This window comes from Streptomyces sp. NBC_01214 (genome assembly GCF_026340975.1).
In the GTDB taxonomy this organism is placed as follows: Bacteria; Actinomycetota; Actinomycetes; order Streptomycetales; family Streptomycetaceae; genus Streptomyces.
This window is the reverse complement of record NZ_JAPEOS010000003.1, coordinates 1,716,814-1,740,496: the sequence shown is the minus strand read 5'-3', so window position 1 is coordinate 1,740,496 and position 23,683 is coordinate 1,716,814. Positions and strand designations below refer to the sequence as shown.

Below are 23,683 nucleotides of genomic sequence, written 5' to 3'. Positions count from 1 at the left end.
TGCCGTAGCGGCATGTGGTGTCGTCGAGGGCACCACAGCACGAAAGGCCCTGTCTGCGATGTACCCCTCCGCCACGCCTCCCCGCGAGGTCAAGATCGGCGATGCCGCCGCGTTCGCCGGAACCACCCCGCGCGCCATTCGTCACTACCACCAGATCGGTCTGCTGCCGGAGCCCGAGCGAGGCGGAGACGGACGCCGCCGCTACGGCTACGACGACATGATCCGCCTGCTGTGGATCCGCAAGATGTCCGAGGCCGGCATCAGCCTGGACGACATGCGGGCCGCCTTCGACGAAGCCCGGGACGTTGAAGACGTCCTGGGCCGGCTGGAGGAGACCCTGGCCGCCCAGGAGGCCGACATCAAGCGTCAGCGCGCGGCAGTCCAGCGCCTGCGGGTCGTGGGCAGCCCACTGGGCTTGCTCTCCCCGTTGGTCACGGACCGGCTCAGCCACCTGCCTTCTGGCGCACTGCGCCCCTCCGACCTGGACACCCTGCTGGTCACGGAACGGATCTTCGGGCCGCTGGGAGCCGCAATTCAGGCCAGCGTTTTCATCACCCTGGCGACCCATCCCGACCTACGGGCCGAGGCAGACCGCCTCGACGCGGCCGACGCCGCCCTCGATGACACCGTCGACCCCCACGACCCGCAGGTCGAGGAACTTGCCGCGCAACACTGCGCCCACCACAATGCCCTGCTCCAGGCCATAGAAGCCGCCGGACTGGAGGTGGCTGAGGAGAAGCTCTTCGAGATCTACGACGACGAGGCGAGCGGCGAGGAGGACGCCCGGATGAGTGCCTTCGAAGCGGTAACCAAGATGCCCTATGGCTTCTCCGCGGCCCGGACGCGGTGCATGGAACTCACGGCACGGCTCCTTCACGGGGACCTCTCCGCAGGAGGCAGCTGATCGCTGGTGTGGCCGTGCGTGAGGGTCCCGGATTGGCCGCCGACACGAAGCCGGCGTCTCGACACGGCCCGCACACTCCACGAGGGACCCCAAGCCGCCGACCCGGGGACGCTCATTGAAACTGGCGCTGACCAGAGTTTCGTGAAGTCCCAGGTCAGGGGCCGCATGCTGGAAGGTTTCGGCAGGGCATGCGGGGCTGGTGGGGGTTTGCTCTCTGGATGATGTGCTGTTCCCGGACGTCGATGTGCGTGTGGAGGCCGTGCAGTTCACGGCGGAGGCCCTGGTCGTGGTGGCGGCCGCTTGCGGGCCGCAGCCCAGATGCCCGGGATGCCGTGCCCGAGCCCGGCGGGTGCATTCGTGCTACGAGCGGTTGCTGGCCGAGCGGCCCTTGTCTGGGAGAAAGCTGCTCGTGCGGGTGCGGGTGTGGGTCCGGGTACGGGTGCGGGTCCGGCGGTTCTTCTGCGACTGGGCCTCGTGTCCGTGGCGGACGTTTGTCGAGCACGTCGGCGGGCTGAGCGAGCGGTATCGCCGCTCCAGCCTCGGGCTGAAGACCTGGCTCCGCCAGGTCGCGGTCGAGCTCGGCGGGCGGGCCGGCGAACGGCTGTGCCGCCGCAAACAGCTCGCCGCTGGACGCACGCGACTGCCGGAGCTGCTGGATCCGCCGACGGCGCCGGAACGGTCTCCGCGAGTGCTCGGAGTCGACGAGTTCGCCTCCCGTGAGGGCCACACGTACGGCACGATCCTCGTCGACATGGAAGCCGGCCGCGTCGTGGACGTCCTGCCCGACCGCACCTCCGAGACCTTCGCTGCCTGACTGCGTGACCACCCCGGCGCCGAGATCTTCTTGCCGCGACCGGGCTTCGGCCTACACACGAGCGATCAAAGCAGCGGCCCCTGGCTCCCTGGAAGTCGCCGACCGCTGGCACCTGCTCCAGAACCTTGCTGCCGCGGTGGAGAAGCCCTGCCACCAGCACCGCGCCTGCCTGCGTAAACGCGCCGACGAAGAGACCAACCGCAGCCCGCAGGCGCCGCCTCTCTTGCAACTCCCTCTGCACAAGCTGCCGCGGACGCCGATCATCGACCGGACGCGACTGCCGATACGCAAGCGTCCAGGAACTCGTTGCCGCAGGCTGGACCATCAGCGCCATCGCCCGCCGACTCAACCTCGACCGTAAAACTGTCCGACGCTTCCGTGACACCGACCTTGACCAGCTCCTGGCCTCCGCCCACGAACGCCAGCCAGCCAGAGTCCTGGATCCGTTCAAGCCGTACTTGAACACCCGGTTCACCGAGAGTCTCGGCCAGGTCAGCGGCAGCCGCCTCTTCCTGGAGATCTGCGAACGCGGCTACCGCGGCAGCCGCCAGGTCGTCCGCAATCACCTCGCCCCGCTCCGCGCCGGGCACGCCGAACCCGACCGCGCAGACATACCCAGCCCCCGCAAGATCACCAGCTGGATCATGCGACCGCAGGACACTCTCCCACCCGAACTCGAACGAGGCCTGCTCGGCGAGCGCGTCGCCTGCCCGGACATCGCCCGGGCCCGCGACCTCGTCCGAGCCTTCGCCGAGCTCCGCCGCCACAGGCGCGGCTTCCTGCTGACCCAGTGGATCCGCCAGGCGGAGCAAGACGCTCCGAAGCAGGCCAGCGGTTTCGCAGGATTCCTCCGCCAGGACCTCGACGCCGTCACCGCCGGCCTCACGCTTCACTGGAGCTCAGGCGTCACCAAAGGCCATGTCAACCGCGTGAAAACACTCGAGCGACCGATGTACGTCGGGCCTCCTTCATGCTCCTCCGGACCCGGATCCTCACTCAGCTTGGTGTTTAACCTCGCTGCTGTTTCAGGCGGACGTGTTCGGTGAGGGTTTCGGCTCGTTTTACGGTCTTCCCGGGTTCGTAGCGTGGTGCTGGCCTGCGGTTTCTGGAGCCGGGTGGGCGTCCGGGACCGGGACCGGAGGGTTGTGGCGCGCCGGTGGGACGGGCGGTCTTCGCGCGGAGGTGGCGGAACCCGCGGCGGACCCGGGCGGGGGTGAGCCGTCGTGGCTCGGCGGGACGTTCCCAGGGGCGGCGGAGGTCCTCGGCGAGGGGGCGGGCGAGGCGGAGTTGGGTGTGGGCGGCGATGATCAGCCAGGTCCACAGGTCGGCGGTGTGGGGATCCCGGACCTTGGGGACGGTCCAGCCGAGGGTCTGCTTGAAGAGCCGGAAGGTGTGTTCCAGGTCGAATCTGCGCAGGAATGCCTGCCAGCGCAGGTCGACGTCCGCGCCGGTCATCCCGGTCTTGGAGGACCACAGCCAGACCGGTTTCGGGTCGCGGTCGCCGGGCAGATGCTCGACCTTCAGCCGGATCAACGTGCCGTGGATCAAAGGGAGTTCATCGCAGTGATCGAGCCACGGGCCGCGCGCCGTCAGACGCGGGTGCATCCCGTTCCAGGCGAGGGCCTCGGCCGTGCCGTAGCGGGTGGTGCCGCACGTAGTGGCCTGGTCGGGGGTGTGCCAGGACTCGGGCTTGGCGAAGGTGAGGACACCACCGTGCTTGCGGGGCTGCCCGCCGCGCGGAGTGGAACGGCGCGGGCCGGCGTCACGGAGCATCACCCGGTCCGAACGCAGACGGCCGACCAGCTCGACGGGAAGATCCGCCAGGACGTAGGCGAGGCGGGTGACGTCGTAGCCGGAGTCCATGACGATGAGAATGTCCTGGTCACCAGGCTTCCACTGGCCGGCCCGCAGGAGCCGGGTGAAGACGTTGCGGAGCTGGGCGGCGGTCACCGCCGTGGCGTCGTCGGCGGGTCCCAGCCGGATCGCGTCCAGCACGGCGGTCCACGATGTCCGCCCGGTCTCCAGCGCGGCGACGAAGGAGTAGGGCCAGCCGGGGATCATCTGGTCGGCACTGCGGCCCCGCCCGTAGACATGGCAGAACAGCAGGTCCGGGCTGGTCGGAGCGTCGGGACGCAGCCAGTTGCTCACATCCACCGCGAGGACGATCCGCCCGTCGGCGGCCCGCGGCAGCGGTGTAGAGGCAAGGAGCCTGCGCAGGCGGCGCGGTTCCAGCCAGCCGTGGTTGACCGCGTCGTACATCGCCCCGTGCCCGCGCCGGTGCTCGGCCGTCAGCGTGAGCTCGGCCAGCGACGTCACCGGACCATCGGCGCACAGCACCGCGTCGGTGAGCTCGAAAAGCGCATCCGCCCGCTTGTAGAGGCAGTCGTAGAACTCGACACGAAAGTGGGACAGCACGCTCAGCGCGGCGTCAGCGGGACCTGCAGAAGCCAGACTCTTCACAGCGGCCGTTCCTTCACGCGACGTTGCTCGACACCTCGAAGCGTGAAGAACGGCCGTCCTGCTGTCTCAGGAAGAAGCCAAGATCAGCAGGTCAGGTGACCCGGCGAGGTTAAACACAAAGCTCAGAAGCCGTTGCCATACCGATCATGGAGTCTGTCGATCGACCGGGAGTCTCGATCGGGTGATCGCGGGCACTGCCCGGCATGAGAGCAGGGCCTGGCGGTATAGGGGGGAAATCCAGGGGGAGCGGACGGCCGCGCGCTGCTACGGTCGGGCGCTATGAGCTGGCTCCCCGATAACTTCGTCCATCCCGTCCTGATACCGCTGCCGGGCAGTGGTCATCACCTGCGGCCGATCCGGGAGACGGACACCCCGCTCGACTATCCGGCTGTGATGGGTTCGCGCGAGCGGCTGTGGACCATCTACGGCCCAGCCTGGGGCTGGCCCGCAGCCACCATGACCTACGAGGCAGACCAGGCCGACCTGTTGCGGCACGAGAAGGAGATCGCCGCACACCAGTCTTTCAACTACGCGCTGTTCGACGCGGCGGAGACAGCTCTGCTCGGCTGCGTCTACATCGACCCGCCGGAGAGGGCTGGCGCGGACGGCGAGATCTCCTGGTGGGTGGTGGACGAGCTGGTGGACAGCAAGGTCGAGCAGGCCCTCGACGAGCTGGTGCCGCGGTGGATCGCCGCCGACTGGCCGTTCGAGCAGCCGCGCTTCCTCGGCCGAGAGATCTCCTGGTCGGACTGGCTCGCCCTGCCGGAGCACCCCGACGCGTAAGTAGCTTTTGTCGTCATGCTCTGGGGGCTTGGTGCTCGGACGGCCGTCTCGATTGGGTGGTCGACGGGTGCTCGGCGCATGCGAGAAGTACCTCCGTCTTGCGTGCCGATGCCCGTGCACTCCACCGCAGGTACTCGGGAGTGTGGCTGTCTGGCTCACCGGTTCGGAAACGCTGCCGATAATCGCCTGCGAGCGCGTCGGTATCCGAGCGACATGACGGACGCGGAGTGGGTGGTGGTGCAGCCGCTGCTGCCGGTGCCAGGTTGGATGCAGAGCAAGGGCAGGCAGCCGGAAGCGTACTGCCACCGGGCGATGCTGGACGCGATCGGCCATCTCCTGGACAACGGCATCAAGTGGCGGGCGATGCCGGCCGACTTCCCGCCGTGGGACCGGGTCTACGCGTTCTCTGCCGTTGGCGCGATCGCGGCCTGATCCGGGAGTTCCATGACCGGGTGCGCGGGCAGGTCCGGGAGGCAGAACACGATGCCCTGCCGACGGCCGGGATAGATTCGCAGTCGGTCGAGGCGGATGCCGTGGTCGGCGCCGGCACCCGTGGCTTCGACGGCGGCAAGCTGGTCAACGGACGCAAGCGGCACGTCGTGGTCGACACCCTTGGCCTGCTGCTGGGCGTCATGGTCACCGCTGCGGATGTGGGCGATCGCGCCGCTGCCCACATCCTGCTGGAACAGGTGGCTGCCGCTCACCATCGCCTGGCCCTGGTCCGGGCCGACGGCGGCTTCACCGGCTGTCTGATCGAGCACTGCCTGGCCGCGTTCGCCCTTGGTCCTGGCAACCGTCAAGCGCGGCGACAGCATGAAGGGATTCGTGGTGCTGCCCAAGCGGTGGATCGTCGAGCGTCTCTTCGCACACCTGATGCGAAGCCGCCGCCTGGCCCGCGACTTCGAGCGTCGTATCGCCAGTGCCGAGGCGATGATCTACTGGTCGATGGCCGCCCTCATGACCCGTCGCCTGGCCCGGCCACACCGGGGCCGAGGGTGAACCGGCCGGGTGCGGGCTCGGCCAGCCAGCCTCGGGCGACCAGGCGTTTCGCCTCCGACGGCAATGCCTCCACCCGCGCCGGCACGACGTCCATGCCGAACACTGCGGCCATTTCCTGGCAGGTCAGCGGCCCCTGGCCGAGACGGACACGGTCCGCGACGGCTTGAAGGATGCGCTGGTAGTCGACCGACAGCACCGAAGAGGCGACCTCCTCACGCCACACCGGCACCTGCCATTTCGGGCTGGCCGCATCACGGGACGCCGGCTGCCTGTCCGCCTCCCGAGGCCCGGCGGCGGCTCGGGGGCTGGCGTCAGCGGCGCTGTCCGGAGCCAGAACCGCACGGGTCTACCGCACCTATCCGCAATCAGCGGAAACACGCCAATCAAACCAGAAAGACAACAGCTTCTCAGGGTGAGTAGCGGTCAGGCGACCGCGGTGGTTCGAGGATCCTGCGGGCTTGCCCGCTCACGGCGTTGTCCGAATCCGATGCCAACGCTGAGCACAGTGCCGCGAGCCGTTCCCCGTCCTCCGTGGACTGACCGCAGACGTTGAGGATTGCAGCGTCAAGGTGATCGGCAGTGTCGCGATCCGCGCTGGCGAGCGCGGCCAGCACCATGCGCAGACCAAGCACGTCCCAGCGTCCGAGCAGAGCCTCCGCCGTCTCTTGAGTGACGAAAGTGTCGCGACCATCCAGCAACAGCCGGCGCAAGACCTCAGCTGCTTCGGGAACCTCCGCGACGGCGGCCAGACGCCGGCCTGAGGCCGCTCTAACAGACCATGACGCCGAAGTAGACCCCTGAAGGTATGGGGTCAGCTCGTCATCAAACTCGCAACGGGTCATGGTTCTCACTCTGGCATACCCCCTTTCGTCCGCACTTTCGGCCCTCACGCAATCGCGGTCAGAGCCGTTTTCAAGGATCCCCATCAGCGGCTGCGGAGCGAGGAAGAAGGTGCGGTTCTCCTTGTCCTCTCCGAGACCGATGATCAGCGTGCCGCCGTCGACGGCGAACGAAGCCATGTCCCGGGCGAGCCCCTTGTCGTCGCCCTTCGTAGCGCTCAGGCCCTCCTTCAGGTCCAGGTGGTGGCTCTCCTCCAGCAGGCCGCCGTCGATAGCGGCCCGGAGATCAGCCTCCGTTCGCGGTGACCAGCCGGGGACTTCGGGCGACAGGTAGATCGGCATCACAGCAGGCCTCCCCCATCGGATCCGCGGGCGCACCGGGGCACGGCCCGCCCAGGACTTGAGCCTAGAGAAGCGGAGCAGGTCAGGATCCGTAGATTTCCTGGAGGTACAAGGCACGGGCTTCATCGGCCGATCCGGCTGTTCGCTTTGGCATCGCGATCAGGGTTGCCGGTTCTTCGGCGCGTTCACGGGTGTAGCGGGACTCGGGGGTGGGCCACACCGGCCGACTGGCCGACCAGGGCAGGTGACGTTGGGGCGGCCCCGGTGGTACTGCTACCCGCACCCTGTGCGGCGGCGTCACGCCGCACACCGTGGAACGGGCCGGCGTCCTGTGCCGCAACGTTCAAGGCGCGTGAGTCCTGCGCGGGCGGGACCGAGGCGTCGCTGCGGGTTGGCTGTGCGGCGGCTGTGTGGTGGGGCGGGCGGGCGGGCGCCAACGATCGCGCTTTGTCTGACGATCGGTCATTACGATGCAATTCCGATCACGTGTTGGTTCTCGGGCCAAGGCTTCGTAGGACAGGGATGCAGGCGCGGAGTGCGCCGGTGAACCGAGGGTCTGGGCACGGCCACCCCGGTGCCGTCTTCCGCCTCGCCGTCCTGGCCGCTCGCCTGGGCGGACCCGCGCTGCACACCGAGGCGACGTACCTGGTCGCGGCCGCCGCCCAGCTCGGCCATGGTGACGCGCTCGCGTTGCGTGCGGACATGGCCGCGTTCCCGGCCGACGGCCAGGCCGTCGAGGACACCGAGTTCGCCAACGAACTGTGCACGGCGCTCCTGTCCGGCGCGGGCAGCATGCCGGGGCGCAGCGTGGAGTACTCCGCCTCGCCATTGCGGGCGCCGCGGTTGACGGTGGCGGCGCGGCAGGTACCCGGGGAGGTGTCGGCGCCGGCGCAGTGGAAGCCGGTGGAGCGGGCGCTGCGGCGCCTGCACGTGCTGCACGGCTCCTCCGTGGCGCTGAGTCCGGCGCAGTTGTCGAAGCAGGGCCCGATTGTCGAAGGGGGTGGTGGAGCGGCTGCTGCCGTGGCTGTGCCAGCGCGGTGTGGCGGACGGACTGCCTGACGGCGGGTACGCGCCGGGCCCGGATCTGCTGGCGCTGGCGCAGCCCTCGGGTGGCGCGGCCGACAACGCGCTGCAGCAGACGCTGGCCACGCTGCGGGACGCGGTGGGCACCGCGGTCTACGTCAGCAGCTACACCGACGGCGAGGTGCACATCTCCCGGCTCTCCGACGGCCCCGAGGCGCCCAGAGGCGCCCCGTGTCTACGAGTGGATCGACTTTCGGTTCGCCGGGCATGCCAGCGCCGTCGGCACGAGCCTGTTGCAGCAGCTGCCGTTCGAGGCGCGTATGGACCACCTCGCCCGCCGCCACCCCGTACGCCTGACTCCGCGGACCATCGCCGACCAGGCCGGCCTGTTCCGCAGCATCGCCCACGGCGGTCCCCGCTCGGTGCAGTTCGACGGGCAGGAGCACTCCCCGCGCGAGGTGTGCGTTGCGGTGCCCCTCAGCTTCGGCCAGGCCGAAGCCCTCGCACTGTCCCTGCCCGCCTCACAACGCCACCGCCGCACAACGCCCCCGCCTCCCGGAAGCCGCCCGGACCCCCACCCGACCAGACCCCACAGCCCAGTCCGCCACCGTCCTGCTCAGCCTCCTCCTCAGCGGCAACTCACACGGCCGGCCGCCATCACGGTGCGGACCGGACCGGACCGGCACCCAGCCGGCCCGAAACCGCACAGCGACGTGTGTGCCGGACCCCGTGGCCGGCGCTCTCCTTGACATCCGCACCCTCCTCAATCCACTATTCACTACTCAAATAGTGAAAGGGTGTTTGCCGGGATGATCGAATACCGGATCGACCGGCGCAGCGGGGTTGCCACCTACGTACAGATCGTTCAGCAGACCAAGCAGGCCTTGCGCCTGGGCCTGCTGGAGCCCGGCGACAAGCTTCCGGCCGCCCGAGAGGTTGTGGAGGCCACGGCAGTCAACCCGAACACGGTGCTCAAGGCCTACCGGGAACTGGAACGCGAGGGCCTGGTCGAGGCCCGGCGAGGCCTCGGCACGTTCGTGCGCAGGTCACTCGGTACCACACCGAGCGACTCGCCGCTGCGGGGCGAGCTCTCCGAGTGGGCGTCGCGCGCTCGGACGGCCGGCCTGGAGCGGGATGACGTGGCGGCACTCTTCGCTGTCGTGCTGGACGAGCACTTCGATACCACCGAGAAGGAACAGGATCACTGATGACGAGCAGTGCCATCGAGGCAACCGGGCTGGGGAAGGCGTTCCGGCGGCGCGGCGGGTGGGCCCTGCGTGACTGCACGTTTCAGCTGCCAGCCGGACGTGTCAGTGCGCTCGTGGGGCCCAACGGCGCGGGCAAGTCGACGCTGCTCGCCCTGGCGGCGGGGCTGACCGCCCCCAGCGAGGGTTCGGTCACGGTGCTCGGCGGGCACCCGGCCCACGTGCGGCCGCGGATCGGCTTCGTCTCCCAGGACAAGCCGCTGTACCCGCAGCTCACCGTCGCCGAGACGCTCCGCATGGGCGCCGATCTCAACCCCGACAGCTGGGACGCGGACACCGCGGAGCGGGTCGCGGCGGGCGGCGGCCTGGACCTCGGAGCCCGCGTCCGCTCGCTGTCCGGCGGCCAGCGCACCCGCGTGGCGCTCGCCCTCGCCCTCGCCAAGCGGCCGGAACTGCTGCTGCTGGACGAGCCGGTGGCCGACCTCGACCCGCTGGCCCGGCACGAGCTGATGGGCACGCTCATGGCCACGGCCGCGCGGTACGGCACCACCATCGTGATGTCCTCACACGTCATCGCCGAACTGGAGGATTCCTGCGACCACTTGCTGCTGATCGGCGACGGCCGGGTGCGTCTGGCGGGTGACATCGACGACTTGCTCGCCGTGCACTCCCTGATCACCGGGCCCGCACGGGAGGCCGCCACCGGCGCCGACTTCGACCTGGCACCGCACACCACGGTGGAATCCCGCATCACCGGTCGCCAGGTCACCGCCCTCGTCCGCCCCGCAGGGCCGCTGCCCGCCGGCTGGCAGACGAACGACCTGTCCCTGGAGGCGCTGATCCTCGCCCACCTGCGCAACCCGGCGGCACCCCCGCTCACTCTCGGACCCGCTTCCGCTTCCGCTTCTGATTCCACTTCTACCTCCCCCACGTCCCAGGAAGCGGCTTCCGCCTCCGCCATGCCCCAGGAGGAGCCCGCATGACCGCCGTTGCCCCCACCGCTCCCGCGGCCACCCGGCATCCGTCCCCCGCGCCCCGTCTGACCCGGTGGCTGCTGCGCCTGCACCGCCCGGCGCTGTGCGTCTGGGTCGGCCTCGTGGTCCTGCTCTCGGCCGCGCTGCTGTGGCTGGGCGGCCCGCTCACCGACGCCTCCGCGGCGGCGTGGGAGCAGTACAACGCGTGTGCCGGGGCGTCGAAGTGCACCTACGACCAGCCCGCGATCATCCTCTACAAGGAGGTCTACTCCGCCACCACCTTCGCCGTCCTCGCCCTCCCCTTCCTCGTAGCCGCCTGGGCCGGGGCCACGCTGACCAGCAGGGAACTGGAGACGGGCACCGCTCAGCTGACCTGGGCCCAGTCGGTTTCCCCGGTGCGCTGGCTCACCGCCAAACTCGCCCTCCCGGCCACCCTCGTCGTCGCAGGCACCGGACTGGTGGTCACGCTGCACCACCTTGCCTGGTCGGCCGGGAAGGGCCGCATAGACACCGCGAAGTCCTGGTCCGACTTCCCGACCTTCTACTCGGGCGGGCCGCTCACGGTCGCCCTGGCCCTCCTGGGCCTCGTCGTCGGAGTCCTGGTCGGTCTGCTCTGGCGCCGCTCCCTGCCCGCCCTCGGCACGTCCGTCGCCGCCACGACCGGTGTGTTCGCCATCGTCCACACGGCACTGCCCTACCTGTGGCCCAGCGTGACCCAGGTGCGCAACCTGGTGCAGGACGCTCCGTCAGGCACGGGGATCGTGGTCGACGAGGGCATCCTCACCTCCACCGGCGCCCGACTGCCGAACCCCTACTGCGGAAGCGACGTCTTCCCTGACTGCCGCGCCACGTACGAAAAGCTCGACGCCGTCGGCTACTACCGCGACTTCCACCCCCTCGCCCACTACTGGCCCCTCCAGCTCGTGGCGACGGCCCTCACCTGCGCCATCGTCGCCGTACTGGTCTTCGCCGCGTACCGCGTGCTGAAGAGCTGTACGGGTGGCACCCCGCGCGGCGCGAGCACCACCGAGTGAGCACCGCCCTGCGGCCAGTAGGCACTGCCTCGCCAGCACTGCCTCGTGAGCACCGGCTTGTAAGCACCGGCTTGTAAGCACTGCCGTGTGAGTGCCGCCGTGTGAGTGCCTATCTACCCGGTCCCCAGCCGCCCTGGCAAACCGGCGAACCGGCGGGCGGTACGAAGTCCCAGGTCAGGCGGGGCCGGTCGCCGAGCACGGTCCCCGCGATCGCGCCTGCCCTGGCGTCTGCCACCGCGCCGTCGAGACCCGCGCGGCATGTGTCCGGCTCCGCGTACGACGCCACGGCGATGACGTCCGATCCCCAGCCGACAGCGGTTCACCGACACCGGACTCGACGACGGGACCGCGCCCCCTGGGGACCGGCGCGATGACGGTCGTCGGAACCCGCGCCGGAGTAAGAGCCTTACGTGCGGTGCGCGGCCTCCATACCGGGGGAGCACGGACCTCCGTCACGGACCGAGCCACCGGAACCCGGCTCCCGGCAGTTCACCGTCGCTGTCGCCGGACCCTGCCACGCGTCTCAAAGCGGTGATGCGAACCCCTACGGAAGCACTCCGGTACCGGCGGCACCCTCCCTCTTCCCCCCTCACCCTCACCCCCACTTCGTCATGCCCTCATGCCCTCATGCCCTCATGCCCTCACCTCTTCTTCAAAGGTTGATGCCTGATGTCGCAAGCTGATCGGAAACAGGAGCCTCGGTCTCGGTCTCGGTCTCGCTCCGCAGCCAAGCCCTTCGCCGGCGGGCGACGGTGGGACCGACTGGTACTGCTGGCGTGCGCGGTGTCGGCACTCGTGGTGGGGCTGGCGTCTCCCGACCACACCTCGCAGAAGGTGTGGGGCCTGGTCGGCGCGGCGGGATACGCCTGCGCGGCTCTGGTCGCGGCGCGGTCGTCCATGCCGTGGGCCCGCACTCCCGCCGTGGTCGCCGTCACCGGTGCGGCGGCCATACCGCTGCTGTACCTGTCGGTGATCGGCAGGGCGCAGATGGAAGTCGGCGTCGTGGAACGGGCGGCCGACCTGCTGTTCTCCACCGGAACTCCATACAACCCCACGCCGCACGCCGTACGGGACTTCAATCCCTACCTTCCCGGCATGGCGCTCTTCGGGATACCTCACCTGCTGTTCGGTGACACCCCGTTCGCCAGCGCCCGCGTGTGGTTCCTCGTCGGCTTCCTCGCGGCCGTAGCGGGAGCCGTGCGGGTGCTGACCAGGGGCGTGGACCTCGCTACGGGGCCGAGCGGCACCGCGCCCAGCGCCACCGCGGGGCTGACGGGCGCCCTGTGGCTGATCGCCTGTCCTGTCGTCGCGCTGCCCCTGAGCATCGGCGGCGTGGACCCGCCGGTCATCGGACTGCTCTGCCTGGCCCTGGCCTTCACACAGCGGGGCCATGCCGGGCGCGCGGGGCTGGTCGTGGGGGTAGCCGCCGTTCTGAAGTGGACCGCCTGGCCGGCCATCGCGGTGATCGTCGCCGTACTCGCCGTACGGGGCGGAAGGCGCGCCGCGTTCAGGTGCGCGGCAGCGGCCACCGGGCTGGCCGCGCTGACCATCACGCCCGCGGTGCTGGTCGACACCAGCGCCTTCTACCAGAACGTCGTCCTCTACCCGCTGGGCCTCGGCCCCACGGCGTCATCCGCCCAGAGTCCCCTCCTCGGGCACCTGATCGTTCTGCTGCTTCCTCACGGCAAGGCAGTGACCACGGCGCTGATCGCGTTGAGCGCGGTGGGTGTGGGGGCGTCGCTGCTGGTCCGCCCGCCGCGAAGCACCGTCGCCGCCTCCGACAGGCTGGCCCTGGGGCTGCTCCTGGCGATAGCGCTATCCCCGGCCACCCGCATCGGCTACGCCATCTACCCCATCGTCCTGATCGCCTGGCCCCGCTTCACCGCCCGCCTGTCGGCCGACCGCCCCGCCGCGCCCCACCCCGCGAGCGAACCGCCGCACCACCGGCGGACCGTGGCAAGCCACCTGTGCACCGCCACCCCCGCCACGGCCGGCCCCCTGTCCCCGCACCGCTCCCCAGCCGGCCGCGATGCCCGCCGCCGACCGCACCGGGAGCACCATGAAACCGGCGCGCGCCACTCGGCGGGCGCAGACGATTCCGGCCGAGCTGGTTGATCTCGTCACCTCACACCCCTTCGGCAAAGAGCCGGCCACCAAAGGCGCTTGCTGCACCGCCTGCTGCACGGCCTGCGCTGCCTTTGCCGACCGAGCCGAGGGGGCTGGACCGCATCGCGAACGGGCAGTACCTCACGGACATCCGCCGCCCGGCGAACTGGGCAAGGACCAGGGCCGGGCCCGCCGACGGGCCGTCGCGCTCGCCGCGATCGCCCCCGACCGGAACCCGCGCCCGCTGGGGTGAATGGTCGACTGCCAGCGCCACTACGCCTACCTCACCCAGCTCCTCGCCGAAGGCGCCCGCCTGACGGCCGTCGTCCCCGGTGTCACCCGGCACGGCGAGGACGCACTCCGCGCTCTTCCCCCGCCCCGACGCCACGTCATATCCCGCGCCCCGCTCCCGTACCGGGCGCAACGCGCTACCGGTGAGCAGGGAACCGTAGCCTCGGCCGGGGCCGCACCTGCCCGACCGAGGCTACGGCGGCGGGGGTCGTGGTGGAGCAGGAGCGGGCGGCCGCCGGTGAAACCTGCGGTGCTTGGGGCGGCCCGGTGGTACTGCTGCCACCGGAGCGCTCTGGGCACCGGGCCTCGCCCACGCACGCCGTATCGGCGCGGGCTGACCACGACCCTCACCGCCACCCACACCCGCCGGATCACAGCCCGGAAAACTGGTCCTGACGCCTGACACTGCCACCACGACGAACGGCGACATCCTTCCCCCAACGACAGCAACAGGGAACGAAGGCGCCAGGCACCAGGACCCGGGCCCGCCCCGGGCAGGCCAAGGAGAACGGCACGGCGAGCCCGGGACGGGGTGCGACCCAGGACCTTCCACGACCGGGCACACCACCGGTTCCGCACCTCGGCCGCCGGATGCGAACCTCGCAGTTCTCCGCGGCGGGGACGGGTCAAGACACGCTCCTGGGCGCTCAGCGTGCCGTAGGGCGGCTGACGATGCGGCCGATGCCGTCGGGGTTTGGGCAGATGTGGTAGCCGAAAGCCAGTCAGGACGGGGGCGAGCGCGATGTTCAGGGCCTCGCAGACCGCCCCGAAACGGGTGGCGTCACCGCCTTCATAACCCTGGCCCCGACCGCCGTTGGGGTCTCGGCACGTCCTCACACACAGACTCACCGAGTATGTGAGACCAAGCACTTTCCAGCGGATCCCGGGACCTACCCGTGCTCCTCCACGTCTGGATCACGAAGGGGCAAGAACGCACGGGGACGGTCGGCCATCGGCCCGAGGCACCCGCTGGAAGGAAGGGTCTGGTCTCAGTGACCAAGCTGCCACGAAGGTTCTACTGGTACTTAATAGCCTCCGCCGGGCTGGCCATCGCAGCACTGATCGGATTCCTCTGGAGTCTGACCAAGGACCAGAGACCTCCGCTCACTCCCACCGACGTCCAGGGAATCTGGACGGCCTGGTCCTCCCCCGGCGGCGACGGACGCCTGACCGTCCGGCCGGACGGCACCGCAGACCTGCAACGGGTGGCGAAACCGGAACCTGGCTGCGGAATGCCCTCCGATCCGGTTCCCTCCACCTACAGCGGCCCAGCAACGTGGGTGTTCGACACCTACCCAGATGAGTGGCCGGGCATCAGGTTCGACTACCAGTCCCCGCTCAACGGGAAGACATGCAAGATCTACCTCCCCATCCTGATCTCCGAACAACACGGCCCCCTGGGATTCTTCACCCACGATTCCCACTCCCACTACAAGCGCGACACCGCACACCCGAGCTGACACCGGCCAACCCTGGATGCCCGAACCGAGGCCTCGCGAGGCGGTCGAGTTCAAAGAGCAGGCGGCAGCTCTGAGTGCTGCGGGTGGCCGGGTCTACGAAGTGCATGATCGCGCTCTGATGGATGAGGCCGGTCTACTTGACGCCTTTCCTGCGCGCGGGCGTCGAAAAGGCGCTGCGCGCATGCTGGTGGGAGGTGGACGGTGAGGCGGCGCATGTGACCGTCGTCGGTCGTGCCGACCGGTGCCGTGCAGCCGAACCGAGCCCGCGCCTGCACCGTGTTCGCGGTGCTGGCGGCGGCCTGTTTGCGGCGGCGTCCGCGGACCACGGGCTGCCAGCGGGCCCGCACTGCTGTGTCGATGCGGGCGGCGATGGCCTTCGGTGGGGGCTTCCGGCCGCCCTTGCGGTAGCACTCCACCGACCGCTGACTCACCCCGAGCGCCTCAGCGACGACCTTGGTCGACTTCAGCTGCCTGACCGAGAAGTTGATCCGTCCCTTCAACGTCTTGGGCGGCTCACACGTGAACCCTTCACGGTCGGCGCGGTCCAAGGCGTCATCGATGTCCCGCACCAGCTGCATTCCCTTCCTACGTCACGTTCCACAGCCGCACACCGACCGGGCCGGGCTGCACCGCCGCTCTTTCTACGGCTACGGCCGTGTGGCCCGGCTCGGCCTCGGCCTGCGCAGCGCGGCCACCAGCGTCCAGGAGGGGTTGTCCGAGTCCAGGTCCTGGGCGTCGTCTTCGCCCAGGTAGGCCTCGATCGCCTCAGGCAGGACATCAGCCTTCGTCATCCGTCAGGCCCGCAGTGTGCCCGAACGCCCGTGTGAGGCTGGCCATCGAACTTGTGTGAGGTGGCGGCAAGGTTTCACGGGTTCGGCCTGGTGGAGACGTCGAAGTGGGTTGGTCGTGCCCTATCTCTCCGCGCTGATGACGTAGTCGATCGCGGTGGCGACGTCCTCGGCGACATGGGTGGGTTGGTAGGAGTCCTGGGCCCATGCCTGTCCGTTGGCTACCCAGATGCTTCGAAGCCCGAGCGCGTTGGCGCCAGCGATGTCGGCATGTGGGGAATCGCCGATGACCCATGCGCCGGTGAGGGGCACTCCGACGGTAGCGGCGGCAGCGTGGAAGATCTCCGGTTCGGGCTTCTTGCGGCCGACCGCCTCGGAGATCACCCAGCCCTGGACGAGTTGGTCGAGTCCGGTATGGCGGATCTTGGCTTCTTGCTGGGTTGTGCGGCCGTTGGTGACGATCACGCAGGTCCAGCCGTCAGCCTGCGCCTTGTCCAGGGCTTCGCGGGAGGAGTCCGTCAGCACGACGCGATCGGCGGCGCCACGGTCGAGCAGGGCGTGGATGGCCGTGGCGGGCACGTTGTCCCGGTATCGGTCGGTCATGGCCGCGGCGACCTCGTGGCGGGCGGTATAGCCGCTGGCGTCGAGGGTCATCACCCACGTCAGGTCCGTGTCGGGCAGAGCGTGCTCTGTGAGGAGTGCGGTGACGGCGTCGCTGAAGGCAGCGTCGCGGTCGACCAGGGTGTTGTCGAGGTCCAGCATCAGCAGCGGCATGATCGGCAGTAGATCACGGGCGGTGATCTCGGGGCAGGCGGGTTGCCCGTCCAGGGGCGACGTGGTCGGCGAGGTAGATCAGGGTGGCCTGCGGGGTCCATCTACCGACAACCGTTCCTGCTTCTGACCTACGCAGCCATGAGGCCGTTGTCCGGTGACAGCGAACCTGGACGAAGCTGGATGGCCGGGGCCAGGTGAGCGACGCTGCACACATGGCCCGCGTTCGCTTCTGTGCCTCCTGTGGGGCTCGGTTGCCAGGGACGCCCCACCCCAACGCCTCTACCGCGACGACGTCTGCCGAACCCATGCGCACCGGGAGCGCAGGACCGTCGGCAGCATGGTGGGGCTCGGGCTGATGCTGGGTGGGCCACAAAGACCTCCGTGTGTGGTGTGGAGCCTAGACACCTCCACCACACCGGAGGTCTTCGCCATGATCAAGACCCGGCCCCGTCAACAACGTTCGTGATCAGTACATCTAGGGCTTGCCGAAATTCGTTCGCGCCACCGTCCCGTGTGCAGGCACGATGGGCCGGTGGATCTGCCCTCACTGCTGGCTGCTATCGAACGTGAAGACGACGGCGCGGCGCTCGAACTCCTTTTTGACGCCACCGCGGACGACCTGGCCGGCGATGATGCCGTGGCCTTGCTGGCCGCTGCCGCGAGGGCCGGACGCGAGGTGGTCGTCGATTATCTGGTCTGGAACGTGGATGTGACCCGTCCCTGGGACGACGGCGTGGACCCCGTGACATGGGCAGCGGAGAACGGCCGGTACTGGGTGCTGCGAGCCCTGCTGTCCCGCAGCCGCGACCCGCTGAGCAGCGACAGTCCGCACCGGCGGGCGCTGCGCACCGCGCAGGAAGCCCTCGCGTCCGGGGTGGGGGCCGGGAGCGAGCCGCCGCCCGCGCACTGGGCGGTCATCACCGATCTGGAAGCCGAACTGGGCGTCCACCACTCGCCGGACGAGCTGATGGCCCGCGCCCTGGTGCACGCCGACCCCGACCATGACGACTGGCTCACCTCGGTCTTCCGCCTGGGACTCCGGACCAGCCGTGAGACCTTCGACTGGGCCCTCGAAGCCGCGCAGGACACATCAAACCTCGACCGCAGGCGCTTCGGCCTCGACACGATGGAGTATCTGGCGATCGGGTTCAGCGTCGACGTGGAGCAGGAGCACGACGCCGAACTCCCCTTCGCCCGCGAGGCGGAGGACTTCCTGCGCCCGCTGCTGGACAGCGAGCAGGACCCGCGCACCCTCGCCATCGTCATCGCCGCCTTCAACTCCTACTCCTCCGTCGACATGGTCCCGGCGATCCTGGCCCACGCCGATCACCCCGACCCGCGGGTCCGGAGGACCGTCTCCGTGATGCTCCACACCAACACGCCCAAGCATGAGGAAGCCCTCGCAGCCCTGACTCGCCTGGCCGACGACTCCACGCCGACGACCCGAACGAACGCGCTCAGTAGACTCGCCACATCCGCCCTCGACACCCCGGAACTGCGCGCCGTCTTCGCCGCGCACTTGGCGGACCCGTACTTCGACGCCAGGCTCGAAGCCGCTGCGGGACTCGCCCTGCGCGACGACGAACGCGGCCTGACCGCCCTCGACAAGATCCGCTCCGGCATCAAGAACAGATACAGCCCTGGCTGGGGCCGCCTATCCGACATCCACCACCTGCTGAGCGTGCGCGCCGAAACAGCCGAACCAACGGGCCGGGGCCGCTGACAGCCCGTCACCGGTCACGACCGTGGCAGAAACCTCTCGTCATTCGAGATCCCCTGGCAAACGGTCAAGATCGCCTGTCAGAGCTCAGCAAGGGTCCAGCCGTGACGTGCAGCCGATGCAGTTTCGGGCTCTACCAGCGGGTATGACGTCTGTGCGTCACGATGGCCCGCCGCGCGCCCACCCTGCACGGCGACTGTGCGCTCTGGAGACGAGCCGGGGGTGGCGCCAACGGCGGCACCCCCGGTTTACGGGCCGCACGGGCCGTGCGGGCCGTACGGGAACCCTCGGGCGCGGCTAGTGACCTGAGTGCGAGATTCGGTGGCAGTGGGCCGGAGCGAACCGCGTAGGCGCGGAAGATTCAGACCTTCACCAGGTCGTACGTACCCGTGCCGTCCTGCCTGCCGCTGGAGTACTGGCGGATCAACTCCCCGTCCGCGTAACGATCGTGGCCCAACATGGAGCCTGTGTACTTGTTTTGCACACCGATCTTCGAGCTGCCGGGCACGTCGCGGTAGATGTAGAACCGCTGGAGGTCGTCCTCCCCGCAGGTGGCCGTCGTCAGGTAGGCCTGTTCCTGGTTGGCGATGTTCGCGGGGATGGTCGCGCATCCGCCGTTGCCCCAGTTCCACAGGGACGCCTCGATGACCCCGTTGCGTTCCGTCACGTTGCACAGCCGCCAGTTGTCGAGGTGGGCGCTGAAGAAGTTCGATTCGCGCAGGCGGATGCCGTCGTTGGCCAGGAGCGGTGCGCTCCAGTTCAAGGGCTTGCCGGGGACGTGGATCCGGTAGACGGCGGGTTGGCAGTCCAGGGTGGCCCGCGTGGCGGGGGCCGGGCTCGCGGTGGCTTTCCCGCTCTTCTCGGCCTTGGCGGCGTTCTCTGCTTCGTGCCGGGCCTCGTCGGCCTTCGCCGAGGAGACCGGCCCGGCCGGGTGCTTCGCTGCGGCGGTGGCGGAGCCGCAGTCGAGGAGGCCCTGGGCCTTGGCCATGATGCTGTTGGCGGGGACCTTGTCCTCGCAGCGCACCGCACCTTCTTCGAGAGCGGTGTAGGTGGTGTAACTGCCGGTGTCGGCCCCTTCGATCCACTTCAGCGCCCAACTGCCGTCGTTCTGTTGAACGCGGTTGCAGTTGAGGCTGCCGTAGGTGCCGGTGACCTTCTTGGTGCCCTTGTACACGCCGTAGTAGCCGGGCTGGTAGAAGCTCCAGTTCACCGTGTCGGACACGCTGGACGTGGAGGAGTAGTCGACCTGCACGTTGAGGCCCAGAGCCGCGCCTACGCTGCCGAGGGCCTCGACGGCGAAGCTGCCCTGGATGTTGGCGTTGAGGCCCACCGAGACCGAGATGGTGGTCTGCGTGCTGGTGGTGACGGAGTGACTTCCGGTCGTGCCCTGGGTGACGTACCAGCCCTTGAAGTGGGTCACGGTGGGGGCGACTTCGCTGGTCTTGATGAAGGGGTGGCGCTTGCCGAGGTCGGCCGTCGTGCATGCCTGCCCAGCGGCGACGGACGAGGCCGCAGTGGTGGTGGTTGATTGGGCGGTGGCCGGTTGGGCGGCGGCAAGGCCCATGGTGGTGAGCGCGGCAGCGGCGCTCACGGCGGCGGTGATGGATCCGCGTATTCGGCCAGCTGGGTTTTTGCGGCGCATTGTTGTCTTCCCCCTGCTTCTCCGGGTCGGTTGGGCGGGTGGTCGGTCGCTGGGGCCCGGCTGACAGTAGTTCACCAACGGGGAGCGGCGGGAGATCACAATGAGCCGCAAACAATCAGTAGGGGGTCTCGCCGCTGGTGCGGGCTGTAGCGTGCGGATTCGGTCCCCGATTGGACCAGATCATGTCAACTCGACCCGAGGGAAAGCCTGTTGAAACGCCTGCGATCACTCCTGGCGGTGCTTGCCTCACTCGCGCTAACCGCGACGCTGCTCGCCCTGACCGGCTCACCGGCCGTCGCCGCCCCTGCTACGAGCCGGGCGGCCCCCAAGGGCCACGGCACGTGTACGGCGACCGCGCCCGGCTCCGAGCCCCAGCGCCGTGGCATGGCGTGGTCCTGCCTCGAGGTAGGACCCGCCCCCGCCCGGGTCGTCTCCCGCATGACCCACAAGGCCGCACCGGCCACGTCCACGGCCCGGGCCGCCGGCCCCGGCGGCGGCCAACACGACGGCCGCACCCCGGAAGAGCTCTGCGCCGATAAGTCCCCCGACGCGATCGTCTCCAACCGCCTCGCCTACTGCGTACGCGGCGCAGCCAGATACACACGCCTCGGTGCGGACAGTAGGCCCGTGGGCGAAGCCATCGTGGGGTTCCTCATCAGCTCCGGAATCAAGGAGACCCCGAACGCGGCCTGGAAGGAGAAGGTCGTGGTCGAGGCCATCAAGATGGAGAACATGCCTGACGGCGTGACGCTAGCCGTCAGCTCCACCTGCAGCGGAATATGCACTACTGAGGGACCCGCCTGGGGCGGCTCGGCCGTGATACTGCGCGAAGATGGCATGGGCAGGAGCGACGGTGTACTCAGCTACAGCTCTCCTGTCGGCAAGGGCAGCAAGGCACCGCACATCCAGCCCTCTTACCACTTGGACGGAAGAATCCTCGGCGGCGGCATACCCCAACCCCCGAACAACGTGAACCATCTCGGCCCCTCCCTGCGCTGTGACGCGCAGGTCACCAGCTGGCCCGGCTGCATCGTGGAAGGGCACATGGCCGATGTGACGTTCCGCAAGTCGCTCCATGGGGCCGCCGCCGTCACCTACGAATGGGCACAGAAGAACCTGAGCAACCCCACCAACAACTACGGCACCGAGGAGCATCCCCTGCACCGCGACGGCACAGGGGACCGGAAACAGAAGAGCGCCATCACCTGCGACTACGCCCCCAGATTCGTGAGGGACAACCTTCTGGTTCCGGATGACCAGTGTGACGAGTTCCCCTTCGCCCTGTCCGTGGAAGGAGGCAAACCCGGGTCCATGTGCGTCGACATCCTCCCTCAGCAGGTAGGCGGCGTGTGGGACGTCGCGAACGTCAGGATCTTGCGGGGCGACAAGGCCACCGCCATCTGCGTGCGCTCCCACGTCACGGGGAGCCAGAACGGGGCGGCGGGAAGCGAACTCGGCAACGCTACGACGTCTGCCCGCATCCTCGACCGTGAGCCCTACCAGGTGATCATCGCTGACTGACCGTCCGCGGCGTGTCCCGCGGACACCTGGGCGGCCGCTGCCGGCGATCTTTCTGGCGGGCGATGCCATGTTAGGCACGCCAAACGACGGGCCCCACGCTGCCGCAAGCGTGCCGCGTGCACGCGGCACGCCTCGCCCGGTCTGACACGGGCGACGCTGGGACGGACCCCCCGGCCCCGCCCCAGCGGTACCGCGCAGGCCGGCCGGCCACGTCGGCGTCAACCGCGGACCTCCCGACCCCGACCGGAACCGGTCGACCACGACCACGCGTGCCTCGCCGAGGACGGCGCATGGCGGCATGCCGGGCGCGGCTCGGTGCTTGACGGTCAGCCCGTACGCGTCCGCAGGCATTGCGGCGAGGGTGTCGGCGTCCTCGTCGGTGGTCCAACCGGCCAGACGGTCCTCGCCTGCGGCGTCGTCGGCGAGGAGCAGGTGGGGGTCCTCCAGCGGGAACCGGTGCGTATTGCGGCTGTTGGATCGCCGGGCAAGAACAGCAGTTCAGCAGCGCTGATCAGCGTCAGCGAAACGCGGCGGCATTGCGGGCGGCCCAGTCTGCGAAGGGGCGCGGGGCGCGGCGGAGGACCTGCTGGACGTCCGGGCTGACGCGCAGTTCGGCCGGGCTCGGGGAACCGAGGATGTCCAGAGTGTCCTCGGCGAGCTCCGCCGGCATGCTCTGAGTCATGGCGGTCTTGGCTTCGTCACGGGTGAGTTCGTGGAACCTCACCGGTGAGCCCAGCGCGGTGGCGATGGCCTGTGCCTGTTGGCGGGGAGTGATGACCTTCGGGCCGGTCAGCTCGTACACGCTGCCGGTGTGCCGGTCATCCAGCAGGCAGTCCGCCGCCACCGCGGCGATGTCCGCCGGGTCGATGATCGGCACCCCGATGTCGCCGAAGGGCGCGGCGACGACCCTTTGTGCGCGGACGGACTCGGCCCACCACAGGGCGTTGGAGGCGAAGCCGCCCGGCCGCAGGACGGCCCACTCCATGCCAGACGTGCGCACCGTGTCCTCCAGCGCCCGCATCGCGATCCGCGTCGGGCCGAAGGGCCTGGTAACCACGCCCAACGTGGAGAGCAGGACGACCCGGCGGACCCCGCTAGCCGCAGCTTCGCCGATGATGTCGGCAGGGCTGGCTCCGGCGGAGTGCAGATCGCCGGACAGCAGCAGGAACAACGACTCCGCCCCGGCCAGCGCAGGCCTGAGGCCGGCCGGCTCGGCCAGGTCGGCCACCACGTGCCGGACCCCGTCCGGCACCGGCGCCGTATGCCGCGAGACAGCCGTCACCTTCTGGCCCGCCTCCGCCAGCGCCTGCGTCAACGGTCGGCCGATGTTCCCGGTAGCCCCGGTAACCACGATCATGATCAGCTCCTAGTCGGAAGTCCTCTTTGGCCTTGACGCTAGGAGCCGGGCTAACTATTGGTAAGGACATACCTCTGGGTAAGCTCATCCCATGACGGAAAGCGCGCAGCTCAACCATGTCGGGCCGGTGCAGCGGTATGACGTGTTTCACACGGACTGTCCAGCGCGCAGTGTGGTCGACCACGTGACCAGCAGGTGGGGCATCTGGGTGCTGATCTCCTTGCGCAGCAACGACCTCCGGTTCTACGAGCTGCGCGAGAGCATCCACGGCATCAGCGAGAAGATGCTCGCCCAGACCCTGCGCACGCTGGTCCAGGACGGCCTGGTCTGGCGGGAGGTCGAGCCGACAACGCCGCCCCAGGTCACCTACGGGCTGACCGAGTTCGGCCGGGACCTCGGCGAGCCTCTGACCGAGCTGTTCGACCGGATCACACGGCGGCTGCCACCGCGCAGCGCGAAATAGCGCGGTAGTCGCCCCTGGCGCCCATCAGGACGGCGCACATCGTCCAATCTGCAGTCCTGCACCCGGTTGTGACTGCCGTCGGCCATCGGACGACTCGGGGGGCCGCGTCGTGCTCGCCGTTCGCATACATAGCCACGACGGCAAGCCGGGCGCGGTCGGGCAGTCGGATGCCCCCTGGTGTGGA

The 23,683-nt window shown here is 69.4% G+C and carries 23 protein-coding genes and 2 pseudogenes; 16 read left to right on the top strand and 9 right to left on the bottom strand.

The annotated features are described in order from the left end of the window. The first annotated feature begins 58 nt into the window (after window positions 1-58). Window positions 59-904, top strand: coding sequence for a MerR family transcriptional regulator (locus OG594_RS44315; RefSeq protein WP_266608225.1), 846 nt, complete (start codon window positions 59-61; stop codon window positions 902-904). A 388-nt stretch (window positions 905-1,292) separates the two neighbouring features. Further along, window positions 1,293-1,718 (top strand): transposase, encoded by a 426-nt coding sequence (locus OG594_RS44310; protein ID WP_266608223.1) that lies wholly within the window; start codon window positions 1,293-1,295, stop codon window positions 1,716-1,718. A 260-nt stretch (window positions 1,719-1,978) separates the two neighbouring features. Here the strand turns inward: OG594_RS44310 and OG594_RS44305 are convergent, their stop codons facing one another. Both OG594_RS44305 and OG594_RS44300 read right to left on the bottom strand, forming a co-directional pair. Next, window positions 1,979-2,611 carry a hypothetical protein gene (locus OG594_RS44305; RefSeq protein WP_266608221.1) on the bottom strand — a complete coding sequence of 211 codons (633 nt, stop codon included), beginning with the start codon at window positions 2,609-2,611 and terminating at the stop codon, window positions 1,979-1,981. 115 nt (window positions 2,612-2,726) lie between these two features. After that, window positions 2,727-4,139 carry an NF041680 family putative transposase gene (locus OG594_RS44300; RefSeq protein ID WP_323185485.1) on the bottom strand — a complete coding sequence of 471 codons (1,413 nt, stop codon included), beginning with the start codon at window positions 4,137-4,139 and terminating at the stop codon, window positions 2,727-2,729. 318 nt (window positions 4,140-4,457) lie between these two features. Here OG594_RS44300 and OG594_RS44295 point away from each other — a divergent pair, with 318 nt between their 5' ends. From OG594_RS44295 to OG594_RS47260, 4 genes and pseudogenes are all read left to right on the top strand, one after another. Further along, window positions 4,458-4,961, top strand: coding sequence for an N-acetyltransferase (locus OG594_RS44295; RefSeq protein ID WP_266608219.1), 504 nt, complete (start codon window positions 4,458-4,460; stop codon window positions 4,959-4,961). A gap of 213 nt (window positions 4,962-5,174) precedes the next feature. Then, window positions 5,175-5,393: a transposase gene (locus OG594_RS44290; RefSeq protein ID WP_266608218.1), complete on the top strand. Its 219-nt coding sequence runs from the start codon at window positions 5,175-5,177 to the stop codon at window positions 5,391-5,393. After that, window positions 5,315-5,665 (top strand): annotated as a pseudogene (locus OG594_RS47265) (transposase); the annotation flags it as partial. The gene OG594_RS44290 and the pseudogene OG594_RS47265, both read left to right, overlap by 79 nt. A 109-nt stretch (window positions 5,666-5,774) precedes the next feature. Further along, window positions 5,775-5,960 (top strand): hypothetical protein, encoded by a 186-nt coding sequence (locus OG594_RS47260; protein WP_323185457.1) that lies wholly within the window; start codon window positions 5,775-5,777, stop codon window positions 5,958-5,960. Here the strand turns inward: OG594_RS47260 and OG594_RS44280 are convergent. Further along, window positions 5,917-6,213: pseudogene (locus tag OG594_RS44280) on the bottom strand (hypothetical protein); the annotation flags it as partial. The gene OG594_RS47260 and the pseudogene OG594_RS44280 sit on opposite strands and share 44 nt — an antisense overlap. A gap of 154 nt (window positions 6,214-6,367) precedes the next feature. Next, window positions 6,368-7,141, bottom strand: coding sequence for a hypothetical protein (locus OG594_RS44275; RefSeq protein ID WP_266608217.1), 774 nt, complete (start codon window positions 7,139-7,141; stop codon window positions 6,368-6,370). 543 nt (window positions 7,142-7,684) lie between these two features. On the opposite strand from OG594_RS44275, the gene OG594_RS44270 reads away from it, so the two are divergent. From OG594_RS44270 to OG594_RS44245, 7 genes are all read left to right on the top strand, one after another. Beyond that, complete coding sequence (locus OG594_RS44270) at window positions 7,685-8,200, top strand: hypothetical protein (RefSeq protein ID WP_266608216.1); 516 nt, start codon at window positions 7,685-7,687, stop codon at window positions 8,198-8,200. Continuing rightward, window positions 8,179-8,913, top strand: a complete 735-nt coding sequence (locus OG594_RS47465) for an IclR family transcriptional regulator C-terminal domain-containing protein (protein WP_353962638.1) — start codon at window positions 8,179-8,181, stop codon at window positions 8,911-8,913. The genes OG594_RS44270 and OG594_RS47465 overlap by 22 nt, the downstream gene beginning before the upstream one ends. A 60-nt stretch (window positions 8,914-8,973) precedes the next feature. Further along, window positions 8,974-9,372 (top strand): GntR family transcriptional regulator, encoded by a 399-nt coding sequence (locus tag OG594_RS44265; RefSeq protein WP_266608214.1) that lies wholly within the window; start codon window positions 8,974-8,976, stop codon window positions 9,370-9,372. Next, a complete protein-coding gene (locus tag OG594_RS44260; protein ID WP_266608213.1) occupies window positions 9,372-10,352 on the top strand; it encodes an ABC transporter ATP-binding protein in 981 nt (326 codons plus the stop codon). Before OG594_RS44265 ends, OG594_RS44260 begins: the two co-directional genes overlap by 1 nt. Beyond that, window positions 10,349-11,377, top strand: coding sequence for an ABC transporter permease (locus tag OG594_RS44255; protein WP_266608211.1), 1,029 nt, complete (start codon window positions 10,349-10,351; stop codon window positions 11,375-11,377). Before OG594_RS44260 ends, OG594_RS44255 begins: the two co-directional genes overlap by 4 nt. Window positions 11,378-12,160: 783 nt before the next feature. Further along, window positions 12,161-13,492 carry a glycosyltransferase family 87 protein gene (locus tag OG594_RS44250; protein ID WP_266608209.1) on the top strand — a complete coding sequence of 444 codons (1,332 nt, stop codon included), beginning with the start codon at window positions 12,161-12,163 and terminating at the stop codon, window positions 13,490-13,492. A 1,274-nt stretch (window positions 13,493-14,766) separates the two neighbouring features. After that, window positions 14,767-15,234, top strand: coding sequence for a hypothetical protein (locus OG594_RS44245; protein WP_266608208.1), 468 nt, complete (start codon window positions 14,767-14,769; stop codon window positions 15,232-15,234). 50 nt (window positions 15,235-15,284) lie between these two features. Here the strand turns inward: OG594_RS44245 and OG594_RS44240 are convergent, their stop codons facing one another. The 3 genes from OG594_RS44240 to OG594_RS44230 all read right to left on the bottom strand — a co-directional run bounded on the left by OG594_RS44240 (window position 15,285) and on the right by OG594_RS44230 (window position 16,796). Beyond that, the gene (locus OG594_RS44240) at window positions 15,285-15,803 is read right to left on the bottom strand and encodes an XRE family transcriptional regulator (RefSeq protein ID WP_266608207.1); all 519 of its coding nucleotides are present in this window, start codon (window positions 15,801-15,803) and stop codon (window positions 15,285-15,287) included. 78 nt (window positions 15,804-15,881) lie between these two features. Then, window positions 15,882-16,025 (bottom strand): hypothetical protein, encoded by a 144-nt coding sequence (locus OG594_RS44235; protein WP_266608205.1) that lies wholly within the window; start codon window positions 16,023-16,025, stop codon window positions 15,882-15,884. Window positions 16,026-16,145: 120 nt separating this feature from the next. Continuing rightward, a complete protein-coding gene (locus OG594_RS44230) occupies window positions 16,146-16,796 on the bottom strand; it encodes an HAD family hydrolase (protein WP_266608198.1) in 651 nt (216 codons plus the stop codon). A gap of 532 nt (window positions 16,797-17,328) precedes the next feature. On the opposite strand from OG594_RS44230, the gene OG594_RS44225 reads away from it, so the two are divergent. Next, window positions 17,329-18,519: a HEAT repeat domain-containing protein gene (locus OG594_RS44225; protein ID WP_266608197.1), complete on the top strand. Its 1,191-nt coding sequence runs from the start codon at window positions 17,329-17,331 to the stop codon at window positions 18,517-18,519. Between the two features lie 358 nt (window positions 18,520-18,877). Here the strand turns inward: OG594_RS44225 and OG594_RS44220 are convergent, their stop codons facing one another. Next, window positions 18,878-20,158: a hypothetical protein gene (locus OG594_RS44220; RefSeq protein WP_266608195.1), complete on the bottom strand. Its 1,281-nt coding sequence runs from the start codon at window positions 20,156-20,158 to the stop codon at window positions 18,878-18,880. Between the two features lie 627 nt (window positions 20,159-20,785). Here OG594_RS44220 and OG594_RS44215 point away from each other — a divergent pair. After that, complete coding sequence (locus tag OG594_RS44215; RefSeq protein ID WP_266608194.1) at window positions 20,786-21,679, top strand: hypothetical protein; 894 nt, start codon at window positions 20,786-20,788, stop codon at window positions 21,677-21,679. 517 nt (window positions 21,680-22,196) lie between these two features. On the opposite strand, the gene OG594_RS44210 is transcribed toward OG594_RS44215, so the two are convergent. Next, a complete protein-coding gene (locus OG594_RS44210; protein WP_266608193.1) occupies window positions 22,197-23,036 on the bottom strand; it encodes an SDR family oxidoreductase in 840 nt (279 codons plus the stop codon). A gap of 91 nt (window positions 23,037-23,127) precedes the next feature. On the opposite strand from OG594_RS44210, the gene OG594_RS44205 reads away from it, so the two are divergent. Next, window positions 23,128-23,499 (top strand): helix-turn-helix domain-containing protein, encoded by a 372-nt coding sequence (locus tag OG594_RS44205; RefSeq protein WP_266608192.1) that lies wholly within the window; start codon window positions 23,128-23,130, stop codon window positions 23,497-23,499. Window positions 23,500-23,683 lie beyond the last annotated feature (184 nt).

Bases quoted from the DNA above. Each gene is read 5' to 3' on its own strand.
- OG594_RS44315 (WP_266608225.1), top strand. From the start codon at position 59: ATGTACCCCTCCGCCACGCCTCCCCGCGAGGTCAAGATCGGCGATGCC.
- OG594_RS44295 (WP_266608219.1), top strand. From the start codon at position 4,458: ATGAGCTGGCTCCCCGATAACTTCGTCCATCCCGTCCTGATACCGCTG.
- OG594_RS44290 (WP_266608218.1), top strand. From the start codon at position 5,175: ATGACGGACGCGGAGTGGGTGGTGGTGCAGCCGCTGCTGCCGGTGCCA.
- OG594_RS47260 (WP_323185457.1), top strand. From the start codon at position 5,775: ATGAAGGGATTCGTGGTGCTGCCCAAGCGGTGGATCGTCGAGCGTCTC.
- OG594_RS44275 (WP_266608217.1), bottom strand. From the start codon at position 7,141: ATGCCGATCTACCTGTCGCCCGAAGTCCCCGGCTGGTCACCGCGAACG.
- OG594_RS44265 (WP_266608214.1), top strand. From the start codon at position 8,974: ATGATCGAATACCGGATCGACCGGCGCAGCGGGGTTGCCACCTACGTA.
- OG594_RS44260 (WP_266608213.1), top strand. From the start codon at position 9,372: ATGACGAGCAGTGCCATCGAGGCAACCGGGCTGGGGAAGGCGTTCCGG.
- OG594_RS44255 (WP_266608211.1), top strand. From the start codon at position 10,349: ATGACCGCCGTTGCCCCCACCGCTCCCGCGGCCACCCGGCATCCGTCC.
- OG594_RS44235 (WP_266608205.1), bottom strand. From the start codon at position 16,025: ATGACGAAGGCTGATGTCCTGCCTGAGGCGATCGAGGCCTACCTGGGC.
- OG594_RS44230 (WP_266608198.1), bottom strand. From the start codon at position 16,796: ATGCCGCTGCTGATGCTGGACCTCGACAACACCCTGGTCGACCGCGAC.
- OG594_RS44220 (WP_266608195.1), bottom strand. From the start codon at position 20,158: ATGCGCCGCAAAAACCCAGCTGGCCGAATACGCGGATCCATCACCGCC.
- OG594_RS44210 (WP_266608193.1), bottom strand. From the start codon at position 23,036: ATGATCGTGGTTACCGGGGCTACCGGGAACATCGGCCGACCGTTGACG.
- OG594_RS44205 (WP_266608192.1), top strand. From the start codon at position 23,128: ATGACGGAAAGCGCGCAGCTCAACCATGTCGGGCCGGTGCAGCGGTAT.